At 63.7% G+C, this 22,868-nt stretch carries 24 protein-coding genes and 2 pseudogenes; 12 read left to right on the top strand and 14 right to left on the bottom strand.

Annotation, left to right across the window (positions count from 1 at the left end; translation table 11 throughout):
* Nucleotides 1–34: 34 nt before the first annotated feature.
* From ACUDCK_RS21495 to ACUDCK_RS21480, 4 genes and pseudogenes are all read left to right on the top strand, one after another.
* Entirely contained in the window at nucleotides 35–1,594 is a 1,560-nt protein-coding gene (locus ACUDCK_RS21495) for a methyl-accepting chemotaxis protein (protein WP_175167550.1), read from the top strand.
* 51 nt (nucleotides 1,595–1,645) lie between these two features.
* A complete protein-coding gene (locus ACUDCK_RS21490; protein ID WP_116792826.1) occupies nucleotides 1,646–2,206 on the top strand; it encodes a PaaI family thioesterase in 561 nt (186 codons plus the stop codon).
* Nucleotides 2,193–3,377, top strand: a complete 1,185-nt coding sequence (locus ACUDCK_RS21485; protein ID WP_054501135.1) for a thiolase family protein — start codon at nucleotides 2,193–2,195, stop codon at nucleotides 3,375–3,377. Before ACUDCK_RS21490 ends, ACUDCK_RS21485 begins: the two co-directional genes overlap by 14 nt.
* A 6-nt stretch (nucleotides 3,378–3,383) precedes the next feature.
* A pseudogene (locus ACUDCK_RS21480) lies at nucleotides 3,384–3,749 on the top strand (helix-turn-helix domain-containing protein); the annotation flags it as partial.
* Between the two features lie 191 nt (nucleotides 3,750–3,940).
* Here ACUDCK_RS21480 and ACUDCK_RS21475 read toward each other — a convergent pair.
* A complete protein-coding gene (locus ACUDCK_RS21475) occupies nucleotides 3,941–4,474 on the bottom strand; it encodes a winged helix-turn-helix transcriptional regulator (protein ID WP_082401831.1) in 534 nt (177 codons plus the stop codon).
* Between the two features lie 68 nt (nucleotides 4,475–4,542).
* On the opposite strand from ACUDCK_RS21475, the gene ACUDCK_RS21470 reads away from it, so the two are divergent.
* Nucleotides 4,543–5,655 carry an NmrA family NAD(P)-binding protein gene (locus ACUDCK_RS21470; RefSeq protein WP_240317377.1) on the top strand — a complete coding sequence of 371 codons (1,113 nt, stop codon included), beginning with the start codon at nucleotides 4,543–4,545 and terminating at the stop codon, nucleotides 5,653–5,655.
* Between the two features lie 21 nt (nucleotides 5,656–5,676).
* On the opposite strand, the gene ACUDCK_RS21465 is transcribed toward ACUDCK_RS21470, so the two are convergent.
* Together ACUDCK_RS21465 and ACUDCK_RS21460 are read right to left on the bottom strand one after the other, a co-directional pair.
* Nucleotides 5,677–6,405, bottom strand: coding sequence for a threonine aldolase family protein (locus tag ACUDCK_RS21465; protein ID WP_082401832.1), 729 nt, complete (start codon nucleotides 6,403–6,405; stop codon nucleotides 5,677–5,679).
* A pseudogene (locus tag ACUDCK_RS21460) lies at nucleotides 6,317–7,319 on the bottom strand (ISL3 family transposase); the annotation flags it as partial. The gene ACUDCK_RS21465 and the pseudogene ACUDCK_RS21460, both read right to left, overlap by 89 nt.
* Before the next feature lie 705 nt (nucleotides 7,320–8,024).
* Between ACUDCK_RS21460 and proP the strand changes: the two are divergent.
* A complete protein-coding gene (proP, locus tag ACUDCK_RS21455; RefSeq protein WP_064524074.1) occupies nucleotides 8,025–9,563 on the top strand; it encodes a glycine betaine/L-proline transporter ProP in 1,539 nt (512 codons plus the stop codon).
* Between the two features lie 115 nt (nucleotides 9,564–9,678).
* Nucleotides 9,679–10,140, top strand: coding sequence for a carboxymuconolactone decarboxylase family protein (locus tag ACUDCK_RS21450; protein WP_054501242.1), 462 nt, complete (start codon nucleotides 9,679–9,681; stop codon nucleotides 10,138–10,140).
* Here the strand turns inward: ACUDCK_RS21450 and ACUDCK_RS21445 are convergent.
* From ACUDCK_RS21445 to ACUDCK_RS21435, 3 genes are all read right to left on the bottom strand, one after another.
* Nucleotides 10,121–10,723: a LysE/ArgO family amino acid transporter gene (locus tag ACUDCK_RS21445; protein ID WP_064524076.1), complete on the bottom strand. Its 603-nt coding sequence runs from the start codon at nucleotides 10,721–10,723 to the stop codon at nucleotides 10,121–10,123. The genes ACUDCK_RS21450 and ACUDCK_RS21445 overlap by 20 nt on opposite strands.
* A gap of 121 nt (nucleotides 10,724–10,844) precedes the next feature.
* Nucleotides 10,845–11,096: a hypothetical protein gene (locus ACUDCK_RS21440; RefSeq protein WP_175167551.1), complete on the bottom strand. Its 252-nt coding sequence runs from the start codon at nucleotides 11,094–11,096 to the stop codon at nucleotides 10,845–10,847.
* Between the two features lie 207 nt (nucleotides 11,097–11,303).
* Nucleotides 11,304–11,528: a YdcH family protein gene (locus ACUDCK_RS21435; RefSeq protein WP_049075356.1), complete on the bottom strand. Its 225-nt coding sequence runs from the start codon at nucleotides 11,526–11,528 to the stop codon at nucleotides 11,304–11,306.
* A 271-nt stretch (nucleotides 11,529–11,799) separates the two neighbouring features.
* Here ACUDCK_RS21435 and ACUDCK_RS21430 point away from each other — a divergent pair, with 271 nt between their 5' ends.
* Complete coding sequence (locus tag ACUDCK_RS21430) at nucleotides 11,800–12,945, top strand: sterol desaturase family protein (protein WP_054501141.1); 1,146 nt, start codon at nucleotides 11,800–11,802, stop codon at nucleotides 12,943–12,945.
* 11 nt (nucleotides 12,946–12,956) lie between these two features.
* Here the strand turns inward: ACUDCK_RS21430 and ACUDCK_RS21425 are convergent, their stop codons facing one another.
* The 4 genes from ACUDCK_RS21425 to ACUDCK_RS21410 form a co-directional block, all read right to left on the bottom strand.
* Complete coding sequence (locus ACUDCK_RS21425) at nucleotides 12,957–13,685, bottom strand: anti-sigma factor (RefSeq protein WP_244976902.1); 729 nt, start codon at nucleotides 13,683–13,685, stop codon at nucleotides 12,957–12,959.
* The gene (locus tag ACUDCK_RS21420) at nucleotides 13,682–14,251 is read right to left on the bottom strand and encodes a sigma-70 family RNA polymerase sigma factor (RefSeq protein ID WP_054501143.1); all 570 of its coding nucleotides are present in this window, start codon (nucleotides 14,249–14,251) and stop codon (nucleotides 13,682–13,684) included. Before ACUDCK_RS21420 ends, ACUDCK_RS21425 begins: the two co-directional genes overlap by 4 nt.
* Before the next feature lie 97 nt (nucleotides 14,252–14,348).
* Nucleotides 14,349–14,912: a DUF3455 domain-containing protein gene (locus tag ACUDCK_RS21415; protein ID WP_175167553.1), complete on the bottom strand. Its 564-nt coding sequence runs from the start codon at nucleotides 14,910–14,912 to the stop codon at nucleotides 14,349–14,351.
* Nucleotides 14,913–15,050: 138 nt separating this feature from the next.
* Entirely contained in the window at nucleotides 15,051–15,986 is a 936-nt protein-coding gene (locus ACUDCK_RS21410; RefSeq protein WP_064524084.1) for an AraC family transcriptional regulator, read from the bottom strand.
* A gap of 312 nt (nucleotides 15,987–16,298) precedes the next feature.
* Between ACUDCK_RS21410 and ACUDCK_RS21405 the strand changes: the two genes are divergently transcribed.
* From ACUDCK_RS21405 to ACUDCK_RS21395, 3 genes are all read left to right on the top strand, one after another.
* A complete protein-coding gene (locus ACUDCK_RS21405) occupies nucleotides 16,299–17,345 on the top strand; it encodes an aldo/keto reductase (protein ID WP_054501243.1) in 1,047 nt (348 codons plus the stop codon).
* Between the two features lie 137 nt (nucleotides 17,346–17,482).
* Nucleotides 17,483–17,872 (top strand): hypothetical protein, encoded by a 390-nt coding sequence (locus tag ACUDCK_RS21400; protein ID WP_175167554.1) that lies wholly within the window; start codon nucleotides 17,483–17,485, stop codon nucleotides 17,870–17,872.
* Nucleotides 17,873–17,881: 9 nt separating this feature from the next.
* Entirely contained in the window at nucleotides 17,882–18,640 is a 759-nt protein-coding gene (locus ACUDCK_RS21395; protein WP_054501147.1) for a YoaK family protein, read from the top strand.
* A gap of 22 nt (nucleotides 18,641–18,662) precedes the next feature.
* Here ACUDCK_RS21395 and ACUDCK_RS21390 read toward each other — a convergent pair whose 3' ends face one another.
* The 3 genes from ACUDCK_RS21390 to ACUDCK_RS21380 form a co-directional block, all read right to left on the bottom strand.
* Nucleotides 18,663–19,478, bottom strand: a complete 816-nt coding sequence (locus ACUDCK_RS21390) for a hypothetical protein (protein ID WP_144655291.1) — start codon at nucleotides 19,476–19,478, stop codon at nucleotides 18,663–18,665.
* A gap of 69 nt (nucleotides 19,479–19,547) precedes the next feature.
* Nucleotides 19,548–20,312, bottom strand: a complete 765-nt coding sequence (locus ACUDCK_RS21385; RefSeq protein WP_254607559.1) for a tetratricopeptide repeat protein — start codon at nucleotides 20,310–20,312, stop codon at nucleotides 19,548–19,550.
* A gap of 175 nt (nucleotides 20,313–20,487) precedes the next feature.
* Complete coding sequence (locus ACUDCK_RS21380) at nucleotides 20,488–21,033, bottom strand: fasciclin domain-containing protein (RefSeq protein ID WP_175167555.1); 546 nt, start codon at nucleotides 21,031–21,033, stop codon at nucleotides 20,488–20,490.
* Between the two features lie 346 nt (nucleotides 21,034–21,379).
* Between ACUDCK_RS21380 and ACUDCK_RS21375 the strand changes: the two genes are divergently transcribed.
* Nucleotides 21,380–22,039 (top strand): thiopurine S-methyltransferase, encoded by a 660-nt coding sequence (locus ACUDCK_RS21375; protein WP_175167556.1) that lies wholly within the window; start codon nucleotides 21,380–21,382, stop codon nucleotides 22,037–22,039.
* 53 nt (nucleotides 22,040–22,092) lie between these two features.
* Here the strand turns inward: ACUDCK_RS21375 and ACUDCK_RS21370 are convergent, their stop codons facing one another.
* Nucleotides 22,093–22,692 carry a transglycosylase SLT domain-containing protein gene (locus ACUDCK_RS21370; RefSeq protein WP_054501150.1) on the bottom strand — a complete coding sequence of 200 codons (600 nt, stop codon included), beginning with the start codon at nucleotides 22,690–22,692 and terminating at the stop codon, nucleotides 22,093–22,095.
* Between the last annotated feature and the right edge of the window lie 176 nt (nucleotides 22,693–22,868).

Raw genomic sequence — 22,868 nt, 5'->3', positions numbered from 1 at the left:
GCTATCTATGAAAAATATGAAAGTCGGAAGTCGAATGATCTTTTCATTCGGCATAGTAATTTTTTTGATGCTCGGGGTTGGCTTTGTCTCGTTCCAGATGCTTCGCTTGCTAAGCAAAGACATCAATGACATCAGGCAAGATTTCTACGTGAAGGTGAGGATCACATCCAAGATTGCTCAAGAGATTGGCAATCAGGGTCAGCTTTCACGGGACATGCTTATCCTGCACGGTGATCAGTTGGAAGCGCTGGCGGCGAGGATATCGGCGAGCAGAGATGAAGTGCGAAGGCAGTACGACTTGCTGACCCCAATGGTGAAATCTGGCCGAGGGCTGGAGCTGCTAGGTGCGGTGCAAGGCGCCAGGGCCGAGTATGTCAAGGTACTGTCCGAGTTCCTGGAGCGCGTCAAGGACGGAAGAGCAGATTCTGCAAAGCAGTTCTTGAATGAGGTGGTCCGGGAGCATCGCGTGCGCTATGCGTCAACGATGGAGGATTTCATCGCGTATCAAGAGGAGCTGATGAACAAAGCCAGCGTGGACGCGGAATCCAAGGCCAATACCGGCGTTCGAGCAACGCTCTTGCTTTCTGCCGCAGCGATCACATTGGCGATCTACTTGGGACGCGCGTTGTCGAAGTCAGTGACCCTACCCGTAAAAGCCGCTGTCGCGCTTGCTGAGAAGGTTGCCAGGGGAGATTTGACCACGATCATGGATGGATACTCGGGCTCGAACGACGAAGTCGGTCAGCTACTGCATGCGTTGAAGCGCATGAACGAGAGTCTGGTGAATATCGTCTCGCAGGTGCGGGTCAGTGCAAATGCCATCGCCATCGGTTCTAGCGAGGTGGCCAGCGGAAGTGCCGATCTTAGCCAACGCACTGAAGAACAAGCGTCCAACCTTGAACAGACTGCAGCGTCGATGGAGCAGTTGGCTGCTGCGGTTCAGCAAAATGCAATGTCGTCGCAAACCGCCAGAAAACTGGCATCTGACGCTTCCGCCGTGGCCGCAGATGGGGGAGAGATCGTTGGAAGCGTTGTCTCGACGATGGGCGAGATCGCTCATAGCGCACGAAGGGTCGAAGAGATCATTCGAGTCATCGAAGGCATTGCATTCCAAACTAACATTCTTTCCCTCAATGCTGCGGTCGAGGCTGCTCGTGCTGGTGATCAAGGCCGCAGCTTTGCAGTGGTTGCAGGTGAAGTTCGAGTACTTGCACACCGAAGCGCCGAGGCTGCGAAGGAGATAAAGAGCCTGATTACGGATAGCGTAAGCCGTGTCGATCGAGGTAGCGAGCTGGTCGCCGATGCCGGTCGAACCATGGATAGGATTGTCGAACAGGCGTCGAACGTTAGTTCACTGATTACTGCAATCAGTTTGTCCAGTGAAGAGCAGAAAAGTGGGATCAGCCAAGTCAGTGACGCCGTCCAGCAGCTTGATCAAGTGACTCAGCAGAATGCAGCGCTGGTGGAGGAGAGTGCTGCGGCGGCGGATAGTCTACGGATCCAAGCGCTCAGACTTTCAGAAGCCGTCGCGTCCTTCCGATTGCCGTCGAAGATGCTTGCGCCCGCGCTAGGGCGCTGCGCGCATCACACTTAATCCGTGCCTGGACAGATAGGCAAAGAGTTCAGCGAGGAAATGGAGCAATGAATGCAGGTGGATGATATCGCCGCGCAATGGCGCTCAGAGGAAGATGCCGTTAGGACACGTCTAGGTGCGCCTGGTGTGCCAGCGGCGCACGAGATCGGCCGCAGGTCTGGAATGGAGGTCTTCGAGGACATCTTTGCCGGAGTGCTCCCCCAGCCCCCCATCGGAGACATTCTCGCCTTCGTGCCGATACATATTGCTCCTGGGGAGGCGGTATTTCAGGGGCGGCCACAGCGTCGCCACTACAACACGCTGGGTACAGTCCATGGCGGCTGGTTCGCCACGATGCTTGATTCGGCAGTCGCCTGTGCGATCCATGCGGAACTGCCGGCGGGCAAGGGTTTCACGACACTTGAGCTCAAGGTGAACATCGTGCGTCCACTCAACGAAAGAGTGCCATTGGTACGCGCTGAGGGCTCGGTGATTCATGCAGGGCGCCAAGTGGTGACCGCCGAGGGCCGCATCGTCGGTCCCGACGGAAAACTGTATGCCCATGCAACAACGACCTGTTTGATTTTTGACGTCTCCCCTAACAGTAAAGAGATTTCTCATGAGCAAACCTGAACTCGTCCTGTGCACCCCCGTGCGCACACCTATTGGCGCCTATGGCGGCGCTCTGAAGGATACGCCTGCTTCCGAACTCGGCGCTGCGGTTGTGCGCGAGGTGTTGCGTCGCTCGAGCCTTCCCGCAGATAAGATCGACACAGTCGTAATGGGAAACGTGATTCAGGCCGGCGGGAGAATGAACCCCGCACGGCAGGCCGCCATCGGCGGGGGCCTGCCGGTTCAGGTGCCAGCGTTGACCGTTAACCGCGTTTGTGGGTCGGGGGCACAGGCTATCGTTACCGGAGCGCTCGAAATTCTGGTTGGCGATGCCAAGATGGCTATCGTTGGCGGCATGGAAAACATGGACCGGGCACCGTACCTGGCACCGGGCGGGCGTTGGGGCAATCGTATGGGTGACGCCGTCATGCTCGATAGCATGCTTAGTGATGGCCTGAACGACGCATTCAGCGGGCAGCATTCTGGATGGCACACAGAAGACTTGGTTGCGAAGTACGCCATCACTCGTGAAGACCAGGACCGCTGGGCCGCTCGATCCCAGCAGCGCTTTGGCGCAGCGCAGACGGCTGGGAAGTTCGATGCCGAGATAACCGGCATACAGCTAAACACCCGCAAGGGGATTTTCCTATTCGATCGCGATGAGGCCAATCGCCCCGACACTACGGTGGAGACATTGGCCAAGCTGAGACCGGCTTTTCGCGAAGGCGGCTCAATCACGGCGGGCAACGCGCCTGGGATCAACGCCGGCGCTTCGGCGCTGATCTTGGCTGAGCGGGAGTACGCCGAGTCGCAAGGGTTGCAGCCCTGGGCCCGACTGGTCGCCCATGGTGTGGTTGCCGTCGACCCCGGTATGTTCGGCTTGGGGCCGATCCCCGCGGTCAAACTGGCTCTGGAGCGCGCACGCTGGCGGCAATCTGATATCGAGCGTATCGAGATCAATGAGGCCTTCGCTGCGGTTACCTTGGTGTGTTTGCGCGAATTGGGGCTGCCGGAGGATATCGTCAATGTGGAGGGCGGCTCCATTGCGCATGGTCATGCCATCGGCGCCACGGGAGCAGTGCTGACCACGCGTCTGCTGCATTCAATGCGTCGCGATGGAGTCAGGCGAGGCGTGGTCACTTTGTGCATTGGCGGAGGTCAAGGAATCGCTCTCGCACTAGAGGCGGTTTAAAACGGGCTGGTCGCTTTGGCGCTTTGTGCTATTCGACGCTGGCACCTACGTGACCAAGTCTCTCTGAGGGAGATCGCCAGACGGCTTGGCGTCTCCCGTAACACCGTCCGGAAGTACCTAAGAACCGACACGACGGAACCCAACTATTCGACTCGACGGACGCCAAGTGCCCTAGATTCCTATGCCTTCAAGCTTTCGGTCTGGCTAAAAACTGAGGCGAACAAACCCCGTAAATGACGCAGAACCTTGAAGCGGATGCACGCCGATCTGTGTGCGCTCGGATTCAATGGATCGTACGACCGAGTCGCAGCCTTCGCTAGGCAATGGAAGGTGGATCAGTTAGACCGGGTCAAGGCTGCGAGCAAAGGAACACCCGGGATTCCAACTTTGAGGGTGGGTCAAATTTCAGTGCAAATCTAGGGTCAAGATTCGACGCAATTCAACAACCTGCCGTTCAGAAGTTTCTGCCGGCCTCGATCTGATGGACGTGACGGACGGGGCTGGGACATTGCGGTAGGACAGGGGGGAGGCGCGACATCGAGCACGGAAAACGTCAGCTAAGTCTAGCGAGACTGAGCCTGCAGCAGTCCCCTTCGACGAGCACGCTCGGATTCGCCCTGCGATATCCGCCATTTCATGAGATCATCCGCTTCAGGGCCAGCCTCAACTTGGATGGTTGAGGGTACGGTAGCAGCCAGCGTCTCAGCGTCGACCAATGCTAGTCGAATTCTGTGACCGGAAACGCTATCGACGAATTGCAAAGGAGCGCCGCGTTTCTCCTGCTGACGCCATTTGTCGCCTACTTGCACCATTGCCTGCATGACAAGGGCCATATCGCGGCCCTTCTCAGTCGGGACATATTCGTGTCGTTCGGGCCGAGTCTGGTATTGTCTGCGTTCGATCAGCCCTGCATCTTCCAGATCTTTGAGCCGGCCAGACAAAGTGGCGTTGGTCACACTTGTGGAGCGCCGCAGATCATCATAGCGGGTGAGACCTAGCAGCAGGTCACGCATGATGATCATGCCCCAACGATCGCCTAATGCCGACAACACTTCGGCCATTGAACAGGCCATTCCCTCAAAACTCTTTGATTTCATCGTCTTTCAATACCAATCCCACTAACTCTCATAATAAGAGTTGATTAACTCTCATTATGAGAGTTAATATGCAGAAGATCAACTGCTTGGAGTCGGATATGTTGAAAACCTCCCGAATCTTCGTCGTCGGCGCGACCGGGGCGCAGGGTATTCCCGTTGTGCGTGGCTTGGTCAGCGACGGCCGCTATTCTGTGCTGGCGCTGACGCGCGATGCGGTATCGGCCCGGGCTCGAGCTCTCGCGGAACTTGGGAATGTCGAGTTTCTGGAAGGTACGTTCGCGGACGAGACTATCCTGCGCCAGGGTATGCGCGCGTGCGATGGTGTCTTCCTTAACATCGACGGCTTCAACACCGGAGAAAAGACCGAGACTTATTGGGCGATCCGCGCCTATGAGATCGCGCTGGAAGAGGGGGTAAAGTTCTTTGTCTACGGCAACCTCGATTACACGCTGAAAAAGGCAGGTTACCGGTCGATGTTCCGCACCGGACATTATGACGGCAAGGGCCGGATCGGCGAGTGGATCCTGAACCAGAACGTCGGCAATGGCGGTCGTATGGGGGCCGCGTTGTTCACCACTGGCCCCTATATGGAAATGGCCTTTTCCGCCCAGACACCGATGACGCCAAGGATCGAGGACGGTGTACTGACTTGGCGCGTGCCGCTCGGACAGGGCGCGGTCGTCCATGTCGCACTCGAGGACTGCGCTTATTATGTCCGCTGGCTCTTCGACCATCCCGAGCGCGCCAACGGCATGGATCTGGAAGTCGCTATCGACCATATCCGCTACGCCGATCTCGCCGCCGCCTTCACGCGCGTGACCGGGTACCCGGCGCGCTACGTCGATACTGATCTCGATGCCTATTTCGCTCCGCTCGCTGCCATCGCGGGCCTTCCCGCTGGCTATAATGCGGACCCAGCCGACAAGAGCACGATGAGCTTCCGAGACAATTTCACTGGCTTCTGGAACCAGTGGAAGCACGACATCATCACACGCGACTATTCGCTGCTTGATGAAATCCATCCCGGACGGATCAGAAGTGCGGAGGAGTGGATTCGGCGCGAGGAAGACCGCGCCAAAGAATCCGGTGGCGAAACGCTATGGGAGCGCGTGCAGCCGGAAACCCTCTCGAAGCGCCCCATCCTGAAACTCAGCGAGGATCACCGGCGCGGGACGCTGTGAGAGGGCTATGCCCCCGATTGATCAGTAAGCTGCCGTCCCGACATGCGAAGCGGCAGCTTGGCCTTCACCCTGTGGTAAACGGGCGTCGAGCGTCTCACGGACGATCAACAACGCCGCCTCGACATCTGGTTCCGTGATGTCGAGATAGAAGACCGCCCGAACCGCGTTTGGGCCGGAGGGAAGCATGTGGAGGCCACGACGATGGGCTTCCTCGACGAAGCTGCCTGCATCGGAATCGCGAAGCTGGAAGCGCACGATGTTTGTCTCGATACTGGCCGGATTGAGTATGATCCGCTCAAATTCGGCCAGCCCATCGGCGAAACACCGGGCAAGTGCATGGACCTCGGCCAGTCGCCCGCGATGATGCGTAAGCGCATGAAGCGCGCCCGCAGCGATGATGCCGGCCTGCCGGAAGCCCCCGCCGATCTGTTGCTTGAAGCGGCGGGCGCAGGCAATGAAGTCTTTACCGCCGACCAAGCAGGAGCCGACCGGCGCGCCAAGCGCCTTTGAGAAGCAGACGCTGATCGAATCGAAGGTGGCTGCATAATCGGCTTCGCTGATCCCGGTCGCAGCGGTAGCGTGCCACAGACGGGCACCGTCGAGATGCAGGGACAGTTCAAGATCTCGGCCCGCCTTGGTGACGGCATTCAGCTGCTCTATCGGCCAGATCGCACCAGTGGTTCCAGGCTTGTTTTGCCCAGGCGGGCCTTGGGTAGAACCAAAGCCGCTTGAGTTCGTCCCGTAGGACATAGACCGTCAGTAGCGGTTGGTTGGCTTGCAGCAATTCATCTAGCCGTACGGCCTGCTGCCGATCCTGGTTGTCGCGGTTGCGCAGCAGCAGCCAGCGGCTCGATTTGATGATCCGGCGTGCGGGACGGTCCTGGCGCAATCGGTTAGCCTGATCCACGCGCACCCGATCAATGACCTCCCGGCCATACTTGGCCACGACGTGGAACAAGTCATAGACGATCTCGGCCTGTGGGCAGTGGTCCCGGATCTCCAACTCGTAGGCCGTGGTCATGTCGATGGCGACGGCCTTGATGCGTTGGGCGACCCCAGGCGGCAGTTGCTCAAAGAATGCCTGAGCTGTCTCGCGCGATCGTCCTGGACCGATCCACAGCACCTGCCGGCCGATTGGATCGACCAACACTGTGGCGTAGCGATGGCCCTTGTGCAGGGCAAACTCGTCCATCGCCAAATACTCGATCCTGGTCCAATCCGGCTCACACACCGACTCACGCAGCCGAGCCTTGTCCAGCGTCTTGACGGTATGCCAACCGAGATCGAAAAATCTGGCCACCGCCTGCACGTTGCTCGACTGCAGCAGTTGGCTGCAGGCCTGCGCGAGCCGATCCGTCACCCGTTGGTATCGCCCCAGCCAGGCAAGCCGCTCCAGGCGCGCCACCGCATTGCTCACACCACAAGCGCCGACGTGGCACGTGAAGAACAACCCGATACTCGAACAGCGGCAGATCACGTACCCGTCGGATCGTCGTCTCATGAACTTGGCGGCACCGAGCACCGCACTGCTCGCAATGCATCACCTTGGCCGTGGGCTTTAAATAGATCGACAGCGTGCGGCTTGACCCCTCTGGCCACACCACGCGCTCAACCCGATAACCCTCCCAGCCTCCAAGTGACTCCAACAACTTGCGATCCAGCATCTCTGTGCACTCCTGACGGCAAATACTTCCCAACACGTTGCATCGATCACTCCTTGAGGCTAGGTTTACCAGGCGCGTGCGCTACCTATAACAGTGGTGTGGCCGCGGCACCATACTAAAAATGGGGGATGACGAGGGGGAATGAATGTCAGCAGCCCAAAAGAGAAGCCTTCCTTTCCGAGAGAAAGGCAGGCTTCAAGCAACAACATGTGCCCGCCAGGTCGGCACCTCGTTGGGTCGTTCGCTGGAAGGAAGACGTTTTATGCTGGAGGGGGCTCGAGTCGGCGGATGGCCGCGAGGCCTGCGCCGGCGCTGCGCCTTCCGTTGCCGGATCGCTGCTGCTTAAATCTGCATTTGGCCAGCGATGATTTCAATGCTGTATCGAGCTGCCCCGTGCCTTGCCACAAATATGGTGGCGGCCCTCCATTTCGCAACGCGGCCGGTCGAACGCTGGGAACACTGACCCTGCGACCGACTTTTGTTCAATTTTCTTGAGTTGACAGTGGAAAGGACTAGTGACCTGCCGGGTTTTTTTGCGCCATCTCATGGTGGGGATGATCCGGCATCGCGGCGCCGCGAATGGCCCGCGTCAGCCTGGCGCGCCGACCCATCTTCAAACCTGGATGCACAAGTCACATTTTGACGGGTGGCTAACGGTCAGGCGTCGGTAGAATTTCAGGGTCACATTGAATTCGCGGTGTTGCCATGGCCGAATCCACGTCCTCTTCTTCGCAGGAAACCGTGCGCCCCTGGCGCAGCGGCGATGTCACCGTCATCGATAACACCAAGCTGAAAAAGGCGGTGACGGCCGCGGCGCTGGGCAATGCGATGGAGTGGTTCGATTTCGGCGTCTATGGCTTTGTCGCCTTCGCGCTGGGCAAGGTGTTCTTCCCCGACGCCTCGCCGGCCGTGCAGACCATCGCGGCGCTGGGCACGTTCTCGGTGCCCTTTCTGGTGCGGCCGCTGGGCGGGGTGTTCTTCGGGGTGATGGGAGACAAGTTCGGACGGCAGAAGGTCCTGTCGCTGACGATCATCATCATGGCCATCAGCACATTCTGCATCGGCTTGATTCCGTCCTATGACTCCATTGGTCTCTGGGCCCCGTTGCTGTTGCTGCTGTGCAAGTTGGCGCAGGGTTTCTCGGTGGGCGGGGAATACACCGGCGCCGCGATTTTCGTCGCCGAGTATGCGCCCGATCGTCAACGAGGATTCCTGGGAAGCTGGCTCGACTTCGGATCGATTGCCGGTTTCGTGTTGGGGGCCGGCCTGGTGCTGCTACTGCAGACCGCGATGTCCGAACAAGCCTTCCTGGACTGGGGCTGGCGCGCGCCGTTCTTCATCGCCGGTCCGCTGGGCCTGCTGGGCCTGTATCTGCGCCACGCCGCCGAAGAAACGCCGGCCTTCACGCAACAACTCGAGAAAATGGAGCAGGACGACCGTGATGCGGTGCAGGAACGGCCGAAGGTCTCGGTGCGCGAGATCTTCGCCAAATACCGCAAGGCACTCCTGGTCTGCATCGGCATGGTGCTGACGACCAACATCACCTATTACATGCTGCTGACCTACATGCCGACCTATCTGTCGGGCAGCCTGCACTATCCGGAGCAGCACGGCGTGTTGATCGTGGTCGTTGTGATGGTCGGCATGCTGTTCGTGCAGCCGGGCGTGGGCTTCGTCAGCGACAAGATCGGCCGCAAACCGTTCTTCATCACCGGCTGCCTGGGGTTGATGGTGGTGGCCATTCCGGCCTTCATGCTCCTGGGTAGCGACAATATCGGACTTATCTTCCTTGGCCTGCTGTTGATCGCGATCGTGCTGAACTGCATGATCGGCGTGATGGCCGCCACCCTGCCGGCGCTGTTTCCCACCCGCATCCGCTACAGCGCGCTGGCGGCCTCATTCAACGTGGCCATCATCATCGCCGGCCTGACGCCGACCGCCGCCGCCTGGATCGTCGAGGAAACCGACAATCTCATGATGCCGGCGTATTACCTGATGGCGGCCGCGGTCGTGGGCCTGATCACGGCCGTATTCATGCCCGAGACGGCCAACCGGCCTTTGCGCGGGGACACGCCGAACGCCGCGAACAAGGGCGAGGTGAAGGCGCTGCTGCAACAGGCCTACGATCACATCGAACAGAGCGTGCAGGACGTGGATGCCGAGATTGCCGACCTGGAAGAGAAACTGGAAGCGTTGAAGCAGAAGCGGCAGCGCCTGGCGGATCGGCATCCGCACATCGAATGACCCGCGTGGCAGGCGCACATGGCCCAATCCGGAACCCGCTTCTTGGCCCTTCCGGAATAAACCGCGCCGGCGCAACATGGAGTCTTCGACAGCCATCTATCAGGACTCTTTCATCATGAGCCAGCGCATCGACTATGCCCGCGCCGCGCCCGAAGGCTACAAGGCTTTTGGCGCCGTTCACGCCTACCTGCGCCAGTGCGGCCTGCCGGAGGCGCTAGTCAATCTCGTGTACTTGCGGGTTTCGCAGATCAACGGTTGCGCCTACTGTATCGACATGCATTCACGCGACCTGCTCAAGCAGGGCGTGACGGTGGACAAGCTGGTGCTGGTGCCGGTGTGGCGCGAAGGCGGCGCGTTGTTCAGCGCCCGCGAGCAGGCCGCGCTCGCCTGGGCCGAGTGCGTGACGCGGGTGGCCGAAACGGGCGTGCCGGATGCCGATTATGCCGCCGCCGCGGCCGAGTTCAGCGACAAGGAACTGGCGGACCTGACCTACGCGATCGGGCTGATGAACGCCTTCAACCGCTTGGGCGTCACGTTCCGCAATATGCCGGCCGCCGTCAGGGCCGGAGCAGCTTGACCGCGATTGCCAGCATGACCAGCCCGACCAGTGCGTCCAGCACCCGCCAGGCGGCCTGACTGGCGAACACCGGCCGTAGCAGCCGGGCGCCGAAGCCCAGCGTGAAGAAGAAGACGAACGAGGCCGCCATGGCGCCGAGCGCGAAGGCGACCTTGCGGCCCTCGTACTGGCTGGAGATCGAGCCGAGCAGGACCACGGTGTCCAGGTAGACGTGCGGATTGAGCCAGGTCAAGGCCAGGCAGGTCGCCAGCGTGGCGCCCAGCCCGGCGGCCTGGCGCGAGGACGGCGTCAGGCCGCTGTGGTTGCGCAACGCCGAGCGGAAACTGCGCGCCGCGTAAATCAGCAGGAACAGCGCGCCGCCGTAGCGCAGCACCGGCTCCAGCCAGGGCAGGGCGTTTGACGCCAGGCCGAAACCGGCAACCCCCGCGGCGATCAAAACGGCATCCGACAACGCGCACGCCATGCAGACGGCAAAGACGTGTTCCTGGCGCAGGCCTTGCCGCAGCACGAAGGCATTCTGCGCGCCGATCGCGAGGATCAGGCTGAGGCTGAGGAAAAAACCGGGGAAAAAGGCGCTGGTCATGTCGTACCCTGAGTCAAGGGCGACAGACTAGCGGTTGCAGCCTGATTAGAGAATCTAAAGATCCTAATCCATCTTTAGAAATGCTGAATATTTTCCGGCGGCGTCATGGCGCCGCCCCGCATCAATGGCGCGGACCGTCTTGGCCGGGTTGCAGCTTGGCCAACTGCGCCCGCAGCGAATCGAGCAGCAACAGCAGTTGCTCGGACGTCACGGCATAGACGCGCCCTCGTTCGCTGCGCGTGGCCGCCGCGGGCGACGGGGCGGCCAGGAAGTCCAGCCGCAGCAGCAACGAATCGTGTTCCACCAACGGCATCATGGCCCAGCCCGTCACCGGCGAGACGGCCTCGCCGGCCTTGAAATCTCTGTCTTGCACCTTTGCATCCTGTTCACGCGGTCGGCAGGCGACCGTATCCCGGGATTTTATTTATTCAGCTTATTGTCAGCAAGTGCGTTGAAAAGGAGACTTCCGCGGACTGGTGATCGAAACTCGGACCGAAAGATAGGCGTCTGTGCGGAAAGCGGGCAACAAAAAGGCGCCCCGGAGAGGGCGCCTGTTGTCAGGCGAGTGCGTGATACCCGCCTAGCCGGCGTTCTGGTCCGCCGCGCGCAGCAGGCTGTACAGCTTGTCCTTGAGCAGCAGTTTTTCCTTTTTCAGGACTTCGACGCTGGTGTCCGAGGCCGGCACGATGCCCGCCTCCATATTCTTGATTTCCTGGTCCAGGTCGTTGTGACGCTGGAACAGGGCGGAGAAATGTCCGTTTTCGGCTTTCAGGCGGGTAATCAGTTGGCGGTACTCAGGGAACATGACGGCCTCTTGCGTGATCCGGTTGAAGGGGGGCTGCGCGGGGCCGGCGGGCCGGCCCGTAAATGAGCTGTCGGTTCCATGACAGCCCAATGGCCTGCCAAAGTCAACCCGCCAGGTGGCGCGCCGCAGGGCGGACTTGATGCCACGCAAAAGGTGCGTCAAGAGGAGCGCCGCGGGGGAGTTGCTTGGTCTTATCTTTTCACGTTTATTTACATGGACCGTTTCGGGCCGGGGATACACTCGCTTCCCCGTGGTCTGCCATAAAAGTGACATGAATCAGCGCGCGCCCATCTATCGCCGAGTCCTGGCGTTGTTCCAGCAGGAGGGCCGTATTCATCCGGGCACCGGAATGATCACCGGCGTGATTGCGCTATTCCTCGCGATCCTGTCGGTGCTCGGCGTACTGGCATTTCACTTTCCGGCGTATCTGACGACGCCCGAACTGCGTACTTTCTACACCGTCGACGCGATGCGCACGTTGCTGTTCGCCGCCTTGCTGGCGTCCGGCACCATCGCCCTGACCAACATCGTGTTCGGCCGCCAGCGCTGGCTCAACATCGCCGCGTTCGTGCTGGTGTGCGGCGCGGTCGCCGCCGGCGGCAGCCAGGTGGTGGTGACGACGTCCAACACCGGCCATCATCCCTACCTGGGGCTGGACTGGTTCATCCTCGACCTGCTGGCCTCCAGCACCGTTTTCATCATCTTCGAAAAGCTGTTTCCGCTATACCCGGGCCAGCCGGTGTTCCGCGGCGAATGGCAGGTGGACATGAAGCACTTCCTCTTCAACCACCTGTCGGTGGGCGCGGTGCTGCTGTGCATCAACTTCTTCGTGCACCGCTTGTTCTCGTGGGCCGCGTACGAACCGCTGCAGCAGGCGATCCAGTCGCTGCCTTACCTGGTGGAGTTGTTCGTGGCGGTGCTGGTGGCGGACCTGGTGCAGTACGCCGCGCATCGGGCGTATCACGAGGTGCCCTTCCTGTGGCGCATCCACGCGGTGCACCACAGCACCCGCACGCTCGACTGGCTGGCCGGTTCGCGCCTGCACATCGTCGAACTGCTGATCACGCGGGTGGCGGTGCTGGGCGTGCTGTTCGCGCTGGGCTTTTCCAAGCCGGTGCTGGATGCCTACATCATCATCGTCGGCTTCCAGGCGGTGCTGATCCATTCCAACGTCAAGCTGCCGTGGGGCTGGCTGCGCTATATCATCGTGACGCCGGACTTCCACCACTGGCATCACTCGTCCGACACCGAGGCGATCGACAAGAACTATGCGGCGCACCTGTCGTTCATCGACTACCTGTTCGGCACGGCGGTGCGCGGCACGGGCAAGCGCCTGCCGGAAAACTACGGCATTCTCGATAACGACATGCCGGGCACGTTCCTGGCGCAGCAGGCCTACCCCTTCCGCAAGAAGTAGGCCGTCCGGCGCTACATCATCTTGACCGCGCGGCCGATGAACTGGATCGGTCCGGTAGGCCTGCCGATGGGAGACCCGGTGGCGGGCTCCAGCGTCAGTTCGAACAACTGATTGGGCTCCAGCGGCGGCAAGGCATCCAGCGGGATGCGCACCGGTTCGCCGGGCTTGACCAGGCCCAGGGACACCGGAGCGGACCAGCCGTCGGCCTTGGTCCAGAATTCCAGGGCGCGGTCCGGCGGCACCTGTACCGCGGCAATCGGGACGAGCTGCACGTCGTGGCTTCCTGCCTGGGCCTGTATCACCCAACCGGGCGCCTGCGACTGCGGCGCCACCAGCACCACCATGTATTGCGTGGCCGCGGGCGTCGACACCGGACGCAGCGACAGGGCGACCGCCAGGGTCAGCGCCGCGGCCAGGCCGCAAGCGGCCGCGCCGCGCCAGAACGGCAGGCTATCCCAGAGCGTGGCGCGCGTTTGCCGGGGCTTGGGCGCGGGCGCGGCCTGGCCCGCGTCCAGCGTGGCCGCGATGCGCGGCCAGAGGCCGGGCGACGGGTCGATCGGGGTGGCCAGATCGGCCAGCGGCAGCAGTCGCGCTTCCCAGCGGTCGATGGCGGCGCGCAGCGCGGCGTCGTGCTCCAGGCGGGCCTCGACTTCGCGCCGGCGGGCGCCGGGCAAGATGCCCAGCACGTATTCGCCGGCCAGTTCGTCCAGGCCTTCCGGGGTCGTCGGCAGCGCGCTCATGCCAGACATTCCTTCAGCGCTTTGAGGCTGCGCTTGATCCAGGCTTTGACGGTGCCCAGGGGGGCGCCGATACGTTGCGCGATCTCGCTTTGCGACAGGCCCTCGACGTAAGCGTGCAGCAGGCAGTTGCGACGCACCGGCTCCAGTTGTTCGAGGCACGGGCCGATGCGGCCGGCGCTGTCACGCCATTCGAAAGCGTCGCGGGTGTCGTGCCAGGCCTGCATCGAGTCACGGATATCCAGGGCCGCGGCGGTGTCTTCGTCCATGCCGGTTTCGTGGCGGCTGTCGCGCACGGCGTTCAGGGCGAGGTTGCGGGCGATGCGGTAGAGCCAGCCGCGCGCCGAGCCCCGCGTGGCGTCGAAGCCGCCGGCCTGCTTCCAGATATTGACGAAGGCGTCGTGCACGATGTCTTCGGCGCGGGCGCGGTCGCGCAGGATGCGCTGGGCCACCCCCAGCAGGCGTGGCCCTTCTTGCCGATACAGCGCCTCGAGCGCCGCGCGGCGGCCCGCCGCGCACTCCTTGAGAGCCGCTTCGTAATCGAAATCCGGGGCGGGGCGTTGCGGCATGTGCGCGGGCCTGGCGACGGTGGGTGCGGACCCGGGCCGGGCCCGGGCGGGTGACAGCATATTACCGGAGTCCGCCCGCCCGCCAAGCCCCGCCGTGTCAGTCCGCCTTCCAGAAAATGTAGTCGGCCTGGTAGGCGACCTGGCTGCGCTGGCCCAGGGTCGCGGTCGTGCACGGCGTCTGTGGCGCCACGCCGCCCTTGAGCGCCGTGCGCTGGATATAGGCCACACCCGTCAAGGCGCCCGCGCCCATGGCGGGATTGGCCTTGACCAATTGATAGGGCAGGTTGCCCGCCCCGGCCGGCGCCACGGCGACCTGGGTGCCGGTCAGCTTGGAGCCGTCCGCCGCTTCCCAGGTGGCGGGAGGCCCGTAGTACGTGCCGACCTGCTTGCCCTGGCGGTCGTTCAGGACGGCCTTGGGACCGGCGAAGACCCATTCAGCCTGGTCTTTCGCGTCGGCCTTGGCGCGGCACTCGTAGGTGATTTCACCCTTGCCCACGGTTTCCCAGGCCACTTTGTGGCCGCCGGGCACGCGGACGTCGGCGGGCAGCGCGTCTTGCGAGTACGCCATGGCCTGGAAGGCGCCAAGCGTGCCGCACGCGGCCAGCATGGCGGGGGCGAACAGGCCGGCGCCAGGGCGGCGGAGGGGGAAGCGAGTATTCATGAGCGGTCTCCTGCGGGTAGAGGGGATCTGTCTGCAACGACACACGGAATGCGCGCCGTTGCAGGTACTACACGCGAGAGACGGATTTGGATGCAGGGCGAACTGGCGCCGCAATGGCGGCGGCCGCGCGTCGGAGGATCAGGCAGTTGCCAGCGCCTCGTCCTTCCAGCGTCGCTTGTCGCGCAGGGGCGGGGTGCCGAACAGGCGGCTGTATTCGCGGCTGAACTGCGACGAGCTTTCGTAGCCCACGGCATGGGCCGCCAGCGCCACGCCTGCATCGTCGGTCAGCATCAGCCGCCGCGCCTCCTGCAACCGCAGGTGCTTCTGGTATTGCAGCGGGCTCATGGCCGTGGCCTGTTTGAAGTGATGGTGCAGCGACGATACGCTCATGTGGACGTCGCGGGCGATTTCCTCGACCCGCAGCGGCTGGGCGTAGTTGTCGCGCAGGATGCGGATGGCCTTGGCGACGCGGTTGAGCTGGCTGTCCTGCAGCACGGTCTGGCGCAGCACCACGCCCTGGCCGTTCATCAGCAGGCGGTACAGCAGCTCACGCTTGATCATGGGCGCCAGGATCGGGATATCGCGCGGCGTGTCCAGCAGCCGCAGCAGGCGCAGCATCACGTCCAGCAGCGTGCCGCCCAGCGGGTTGATGCACAGCGCGCGCGAAGATTCGGCCGGCACCAACGGCGGCAGGTTCTCGTCGCTGATCAGCTCGGTGATCTCCTCCGGGTTCAGGTCCAGCCGCAGGCCCAGGTAGGGCAGGGTCGGGCTGGCCACGGACACCTTGGCCACCACCGGCAGGTCGACCGACGAGATCAGGTAGTGGAAGGGATCGTACTCGTAGGTCTCCTCGCCGATCAGCAGCCGCTTGGAGCCTTGGGCGATGACCGCCAGCGCGGCCTTCTGCAGGCCGGGCTTGGGGCCGGTCGGCTGTGACAGGCGATGCAGGTACAGGCCCTCGACGGGGGTGTCGATGGATCCTTCCTGCGTGCCGGTCATGCGTTCCAGCAGGCACAGCAGTTCGTGCCGGGCGGGCTCGAAGACGGGGTTGGGGGTGTGGTCGGCGGGAGGCATGGACGGGCTCCGGGCAAGGCGGCCTTGCGCGCGCGTGGCGCGGGCCGCTGGAGAATCAGGCGATGTCCAGTGTAGACCCAGTCAGCACACGTTCGGGGGCATGCCGGAGGGGGGCGGAGAAATAGGCAAAAAATGCGGAGGATCGGGCGCGTCTCCCGCTGTCGGGTGCGATGGCCAGAGAATCGGGCAAAAAAAGGGCAGGATCGAGCATCCATCCCCCGGCGCTGGCGACGCATACTGTTTTCACCCCGGCCATGCCGGCGCCGTCCATCCCGGGACGGCCGCCCGCCGCGCCCAGGAAGGAGTGCAATGATGCGGTACAAGAAATTCGGTAGCACCGGCCTGTTCGTCTCGGAACTGTGCCTGGGCACAATGACCTTCGGTGGCGAAGGCGAGCTGTGGAGCAAGATCGGCGCCTTGCAGCAGGAAGACGCCAACCGCCTGGTGGGACGCGCGCTTGAAGCGGGCGTCAACTTCATCGACACGGCGGACGTGTATTCGGAGGGCCGTTCCGAGGTCATCACCGGCCAGGCGCTGCGCGACCTCAAGGTGGCGCGCGACGACGTCGTCATCGCCACCAAGGTGTTCGGCCAGACCGGCGCCGGCGTCAACGCCCGGGGCAATTCGCGGGTCCACATCATGGAGGGCGTCAAGAAGAGCCTGGCGCGCCTGCAACTGGACCATATCGACCTCTACCAGATCCACGGCTTCGATCCGGCCACGCCGATCGAGGAAACCGTTCGCGCGCTCGACAACCTGGTGCAGCATGGCCACGTGCGCTACGTCGGCGTGTCCAATTGGGCGGCCTGGCAGATCATGAAGGCGCTGGGCATCGCCGAGCGGCTGGGCCTGGCCCGCTTCGAATCGCTGCAGGCCTACTACACCATCGCCGGGCGCGACCTGGAGCGCGAGCTCGTGCCCATGCTGCAAAGCGAGGGCGTAGGCCTGATGGTGTGGAGCCCGCTGGCGGGCGGCCTGCTCAGCGGCAAGTACAGCCGCGATGGCCAGGCCGCCGCGGGTGATCGTCGCGCCCAATTCGACTTTCCGCCGGTCAACCGCGAGCGCGCCTTCGACAGCATTGACGCCTTGCGCCAGGTGGCCGACGCGCGCGGCGTCTCCGTGGCGCAGGTGGCATTGGCCTGGCTGCTGCACCAGAAGGCGGTCACCAGCGTCATCATCGGCGCCAAGCGCGTCGATCAGCTTGACGACAACCTGGCGGCCACGGATATCCGCCTGACGGCCGAAGAGCTGGCGGCGTTGGACCAGGTCAGCGCCTTGCCGCCCGAGTACCCGGGCTGGATGTTCACGCGCCAGGGCGAGTTTCGCCGCAAGCAGTTGAGTGAGTCCGACGCCGCGTGAGCGGGCAGGGACTTGGACCGGGAATGGACGGCGGTGGCGGCAAACCCCGCCGGCCAGGGCGATGAGGCGGGTAGAATCCAGGAACCGGGCGCGGCCCGTTCGCCGGCCGCGCTGCCCTTTTTCCGGGAGTTCCCGCTATGAAGCGCTATGCGCGCGCCGCCGGCCTGGCGGTCGTCATGCTGGTTGCAGGCGTGGGCGCCGCCTCTGCGGCGGCCCGGCCCTCTTTCGATAGCGCCCGCGCCAAGAGCGGCGCCGAGAAAGCCATTTGCGGCGATCCAACGCTGGCCTTGGCGGCGGAGCCCTACAACGCCCGCTGGCTGTGCGATATGTCGGGCAAGGCCGAGGCGCGCGGCGCTACCCTGGTGGTCCAAGAAAAGGACGCGCCCGGCTGGACGCTGGTGCTGCGCCGCAAGGGCGCGGGCCTGGTCGCCCAGGAGGCGCGGCCGCCGGGCGGCAAAAGCGGTGACTCCACGCCCAACTGTGGCTCGGGCGGCTCCATGGACGGCACCTGTTTCGCCGTGCACTAGCGCGCCGCCATGACCATTCCCTTCCTGCGCCAGCTCACCGCGGTCAGCCGCACGCCGCAGGCCAACCGGCGGCTGGCGTATTTCCTGACTTTCATCGCGGGGGCCGTCAACGCGGGCGGTTTCCTGGCCGTGCAGCAGTACACCTCGCACATGTCGGGCATTGTCTCGATGATCGCCGACCACATGGTGCTGGGCGGCCTGGCCGTGGTGGTGCAGGGGCTGGCCGCTTTGCTGTCGTTCGTGGCGGGGGCGGCCACCTCGGCCTCGCTGATCAATTTCGGCCGGCGCACGCACCTGGCCAGCGAGTTCGCCCTGCCGCTGATGGTCGAGGCGGTATTGCTGCTGGCCTTCGGCCTGCTGGGGGCGAACCTCGAGAACCTGCGCTGGTTCTACGTGCCCGGCACCGTGATGCTGCTGTGCTACATCATGGGCCTGCAGAACGCGATGATCACCAAGGTGTCCAAGTCCGAGATCCGCACGACCCACGTGACCGGCATGGTCACCGACATCGGCATCGAACTGGGCAAGCTGTTCTACTGGAACCTGGCGCACGAAGACAGGGCCGGCGCGGCCCCGGTGCGGGCAGACCGCGGCAAGCTGATCGTGCTGAGCACGATGGTCACGCTGTTTTTCGCCGGCGGCGTGACGGGCGCCTATTCCTTTTTCCACTACGGCTTCGGTTCGACCGTGCCGCTGGCGTTGTTCCTGATGGTGCTGGCGGCGGTGCCGGTGGCCGACGACATCCGCCATTTCTTCGCGCGTCCTTAGCGCGCCCGCTTCGGCGCGCGGTTCAGGTCTTGGCGTGCGCCAGCACGACCTGCAGCGCCGCCGCCGTCTGCCAGTGCAGTTTTTCCAGGCGGGAATCCGTGGCGGGATCGGTGATGGCACGGCCATTGGCGCCCACTGGATAGGGTTTGCCTAGCAGTTGCGCCATGTCGATCTGGTAGTGGCTGCTGTCGCCATACGGGCGCTTGCCGTCGATGAAGGGCATCGGCCAGAAGGCGTCGCCTTCGCGCAGCACGGCTTCCAACTCGCCCTTGCCGGCCTCGCGCCAGTTCGCCGCGCGCAGCAGGGTCAGGTGTTCGGGGCGAAGCTGGAAAAACCCCTGCGCATCCACCCCGCTGTCGGGAAAATCGAACGCCTCGCGCCGCGGCGCCGGCAGGGCGTAGCGGCCGGGCGCCAGGCGTGCGATGTCGCGCACGTAGGTCGGCACCAACCGGCATGTCTCGGCCAGTCGTCGCGTCGCCAGCGGCCTGTCTGACGTGCCCAGCAACGTCATCGCCGCCGCAACGGTGTCCCTGCCGCCCAGCGGATGTTCGAACTCGATGCCCGGCGCGCCGGACTCCACCGGAATCCAGATCACTCCCAGCCCGCCCATCAATTTGGCGTGGTCCTTGCCATAGCGAATGCCCGCCAGGTCCGTCTGGAAGACCTGGCGGATGATGGCGTTCCGGTCCGTCGGCGCCGTGGCGTTGGCGGCCGCCGCAAGGCGCAGCGGCGCGCAGGCCAGGGCCGTCAGGCCCAGCGCCAGCGCCCGCCGGGGCGGCGATGCGAGAGGCGCTTGCATGTCGGGCGGCAGAATCGGTTCGGACGGCATGCGGGGCATGGGGGTGGCTCCTCTGGTGGATTTCCTTGTCGGGGCAGAGCCGGGCGACAAGCATAGGAAAGAACGCCGCTATCGCGGTAACGATGCCAGTTCGGCCTGCGCTCGGGAGTAGCCCGGCTGCAGTCGCAGTGCCGCCTCGTAGCTGGCGCGGGCCTCGGCCTGGCGCCCGAGCCGACGCAGCAGCATGCCGTGGTTGGTCAGGATCTGGGCGCTGGGCGGCGTTGCCGCCGCCGCCCGTTCATAGGCCTTGAGGGCCTCCTGGGGGCGCTCCAGGCCGTCCAGCAGGGCGGCTTCCAGGTTCCAGCCGATGCTCCATTGCGGATAGCGCTGGGTCAGGGCGCGCGCCGTGGCCAGCGCATTGGGCAGGTCCCGCTGTTCGGCCTGGATGCCGGCCTTGTTCACATAGAACCAGGGATTGTCCGGATTCAGCGCGATCGCTTCGTCGAACAGCTTGGCGGCCGCCGCCGGCTGGCCGTTGACGGATTGCAGCTTGCCCAGGAAGTTCTTGACGTCGGCATTGCCGGGATCGCGTTGCGACAGGGCCTCGGCGATGAGCTGCGCCTGCGCCGGATCGTTGGCGCGCAGCGCGGCGGATATCTGCTGGTTCATCTCCCGCAGCGGGGCCGGCCATTGCTGGATGCGGGCGCGCAGGGCCGCGCTTTCAGTGGCCAACTCGGCCTTGTAGGCGTTGTCGAACTCCAGCGGCGCCTGCGCTTGCGCGCTTGCGGCGGGGCCCGTCAGCAGCAGAACGGCAAGCAGGCCGCGGGACAGGGTGCCGGAGAGCCCTGCGTGTTGGCGCTGACCGGGCGCGGCGCCGGCAGTGGGGGCGCGCAAGCCGAACATCACTCGAACAAGGCGGGATAGCGTTGCGGTCATGAGGGGGGACGCAGGGGCTGGAGCCCCTACGATATCCCGAAACCGCGCCGGCGGCCCTTAGATGGAAAGAGCTCGCCGGCGCCGGGCCGTTCCAGGCCTCCAGGTGCACGGGCGGCACGCGCAGCGGCTGGAACTACTTGGGCATCAGCACGCTGTCGATCACGTGGATCACGCCATTGGACTGGTAGACGTCGTAGGTGCTGATGTTGGCGACGCCGCCTTTCTCGTCCTTGACGATGAGGTTGTGCTTGCCATTCATCATCACCCACAATTTGCCGCCGCTGGCGGTGGCCAGCTCGGTGACCCCGCCTTTCCTGGCCTTGGCCGCCAGCGCATCGAAGTCCAGCTTGCCCGGCACGACGTGGTACGTCAGGATCTTGGTCAGGGTGGCCTTGTTCTCGGGCTTGACCAGGGTGTCGACCGTGCCCGCCGGCAGCTTGGCGAAGGCGGCATTGGTGGGGGCGAACACCGTGAACGGGCCATTGCCCTGCAGCGTGTCCACCAGGCCGGCGGCCTTGACCGCGGCCACCAGGGTGGTGTGGTCGGCGGAGTTGACCGCGTTTGCGACGATGGTCTTGGCGGGCATCATCGGTTGGCCCCCGACCATCACGTCGGCCGCATAGGTGGGCGCCAGGGTCAAGGCGGAGCTGGCGATGGCAATCGAAGCTAGCAATTTCATGACGATCTCCTTTTTGGTTGGCCGTCGCTAGCAGATACGGGACGGGGCGGCGGTTGGATGCAGCCTGCGCGCTGGGATAAACCCTGAGAGGCAGTCGTCGACGCCTCGGGTATGCCGCGCCGCCCGGGGCCCATGGCGGCCGCATCACTACAATGGACCCAGCCGAGTCAGGCGGTGGCGTTGACGCAGCCCGACGCCGGTATGCATGCCTTTCGGGCGCTTGTTCGCAACGTTGGTCCGGCAGCGCACGAGTAGTATCGGAAGGCGTGATCAGCAGGCCGCGCACCGGCGCGCGGCTTCCCCGCGAATCACGCGATTTGCTATTTTCCGGAGGACAAGAACAAACATGGACGCGGAATTCTGGTTGGAACGCTGGCGCGACGGGCGCACGCATTTTCATCAAACACGAGTGACGCCGCTGCTGCAGAAATACTGGCCGACACTCTCGGTGCCCGCGGGCGGCAAGGTGCTGGTGCCGCTGTGCGGCAAATCCCTCGACATGGTCTGGCTGGCGGCGCAAGGCTTCCAGGTGCTGGGCGTGGAACTGTCGCAACTGGCGGTCGAGCAGTTCTTCGTCGAGAACGAGCTCAAGCCGGTGCTCCAGGAAAGCGTTTATGGCAGGCACTACGTGGCCGGCAACATCGAGATCATCTGCGGCGACATCTTCAAGCTGGACTCGCCGCTGCTGTCGCACTGCGTCGGCGCGTATGACCGCGCGGCCCTGGTCGCCCTGCCGGCGCAGATGCGCGGCGAGTACGTGCGCCACGTCTACGGGCAACTGTCGCCCCGCTATCGTGGTCTGCTGATCACGCTGGACTATCCGCAGGAAGAGATGGACGGACCGCCGTTCGCGGTGGTGGATGCCGAGATGCGGACGTTGTTCAGCGGCGTCTCGCCGGCGGTCATCATCGACCGGCGCGATATCCTGTCCAAGGAGCCCAAATTCGCGGAGCGCGGCGTGAGCCGGCTCGACACGGTCGTCTACCGGCTGGGCGCGCAGGGCTGAGACAGGGGCGGGCCGCGCGTCGATCCCGCCGGGGCCGCTTCCGGGACACCGGTTCAGAAGAACCAGCCGCCGCGGGTCAGGTCCTTTTCGCAGCTCTTGTACTGGCTGGCGAATTTGTCGGCGCGCGCCTGCACCTTCTTTGACACCGTCTTGAGCCACGCCTTGCGGTCATAGCTGCGGTTGCGGTAGCCGGTCCAGCCCTCGTGGTAGTTCAGGTACTGGCCGTAGGCGTCGGACTTGGAGATGCCGTTCAGGCGCTGGGTCTTGTTCATGTACCAGCCCATGAAATCCAGTGCGTCGGCGAAGTTGTCGCGGCTGGAGCCCCAGCCGCCGGCGTCCTTCTTGTAGTCGGCCCAGGTCTCGTCCTTGGCCTGCGCGTAGCCGTAGGCGGAGCTGACGCGGCCCCACGGGATGATGCCCAGGAAGTAATAGCGCGGCGGCACCGCGTCCTGCTTGAAGCTGGACTCCTGGTACATCATCGCCATCGGCACTGGCACCGGGGCGCCCCATTTTTTCTGCACCTTGAGCGCGGCATCGTGCCAGTCCGGCTTTTCGCGGAAGATGGCGCAGATGTTTTCCGGGTTCGAGGGCGGGGCGGTGGCGCAGCCGGCAAGCGCGGCCAGCAGCGGCAGCGGCAGCAAGAGCCGTGTCATGGGCGGTCTTCTCCTGGTGCCGGCGGGCGGCGGTTACGTTTTGCATGTCACGATTTGCAGTGATTGTATGAAAACGTATCGATGGAAAAGTTCCGCCCCCGATTTTTCCCCGGCGTCGCGCCGGTCACGCCCGGGCGCGCTGTCGGCTTGCCGCCATGGCGCCACAAGTGAAAACG

Source organism: Achromobacter sp. CF-sbj1-Ac2-l (assembly GCF_052698165.1).
The sequence above is the reverse complement of the archived record's forward strand: the minus strand, read 5'-3'. Positions and strand labels throughout refer to the sequence as shown.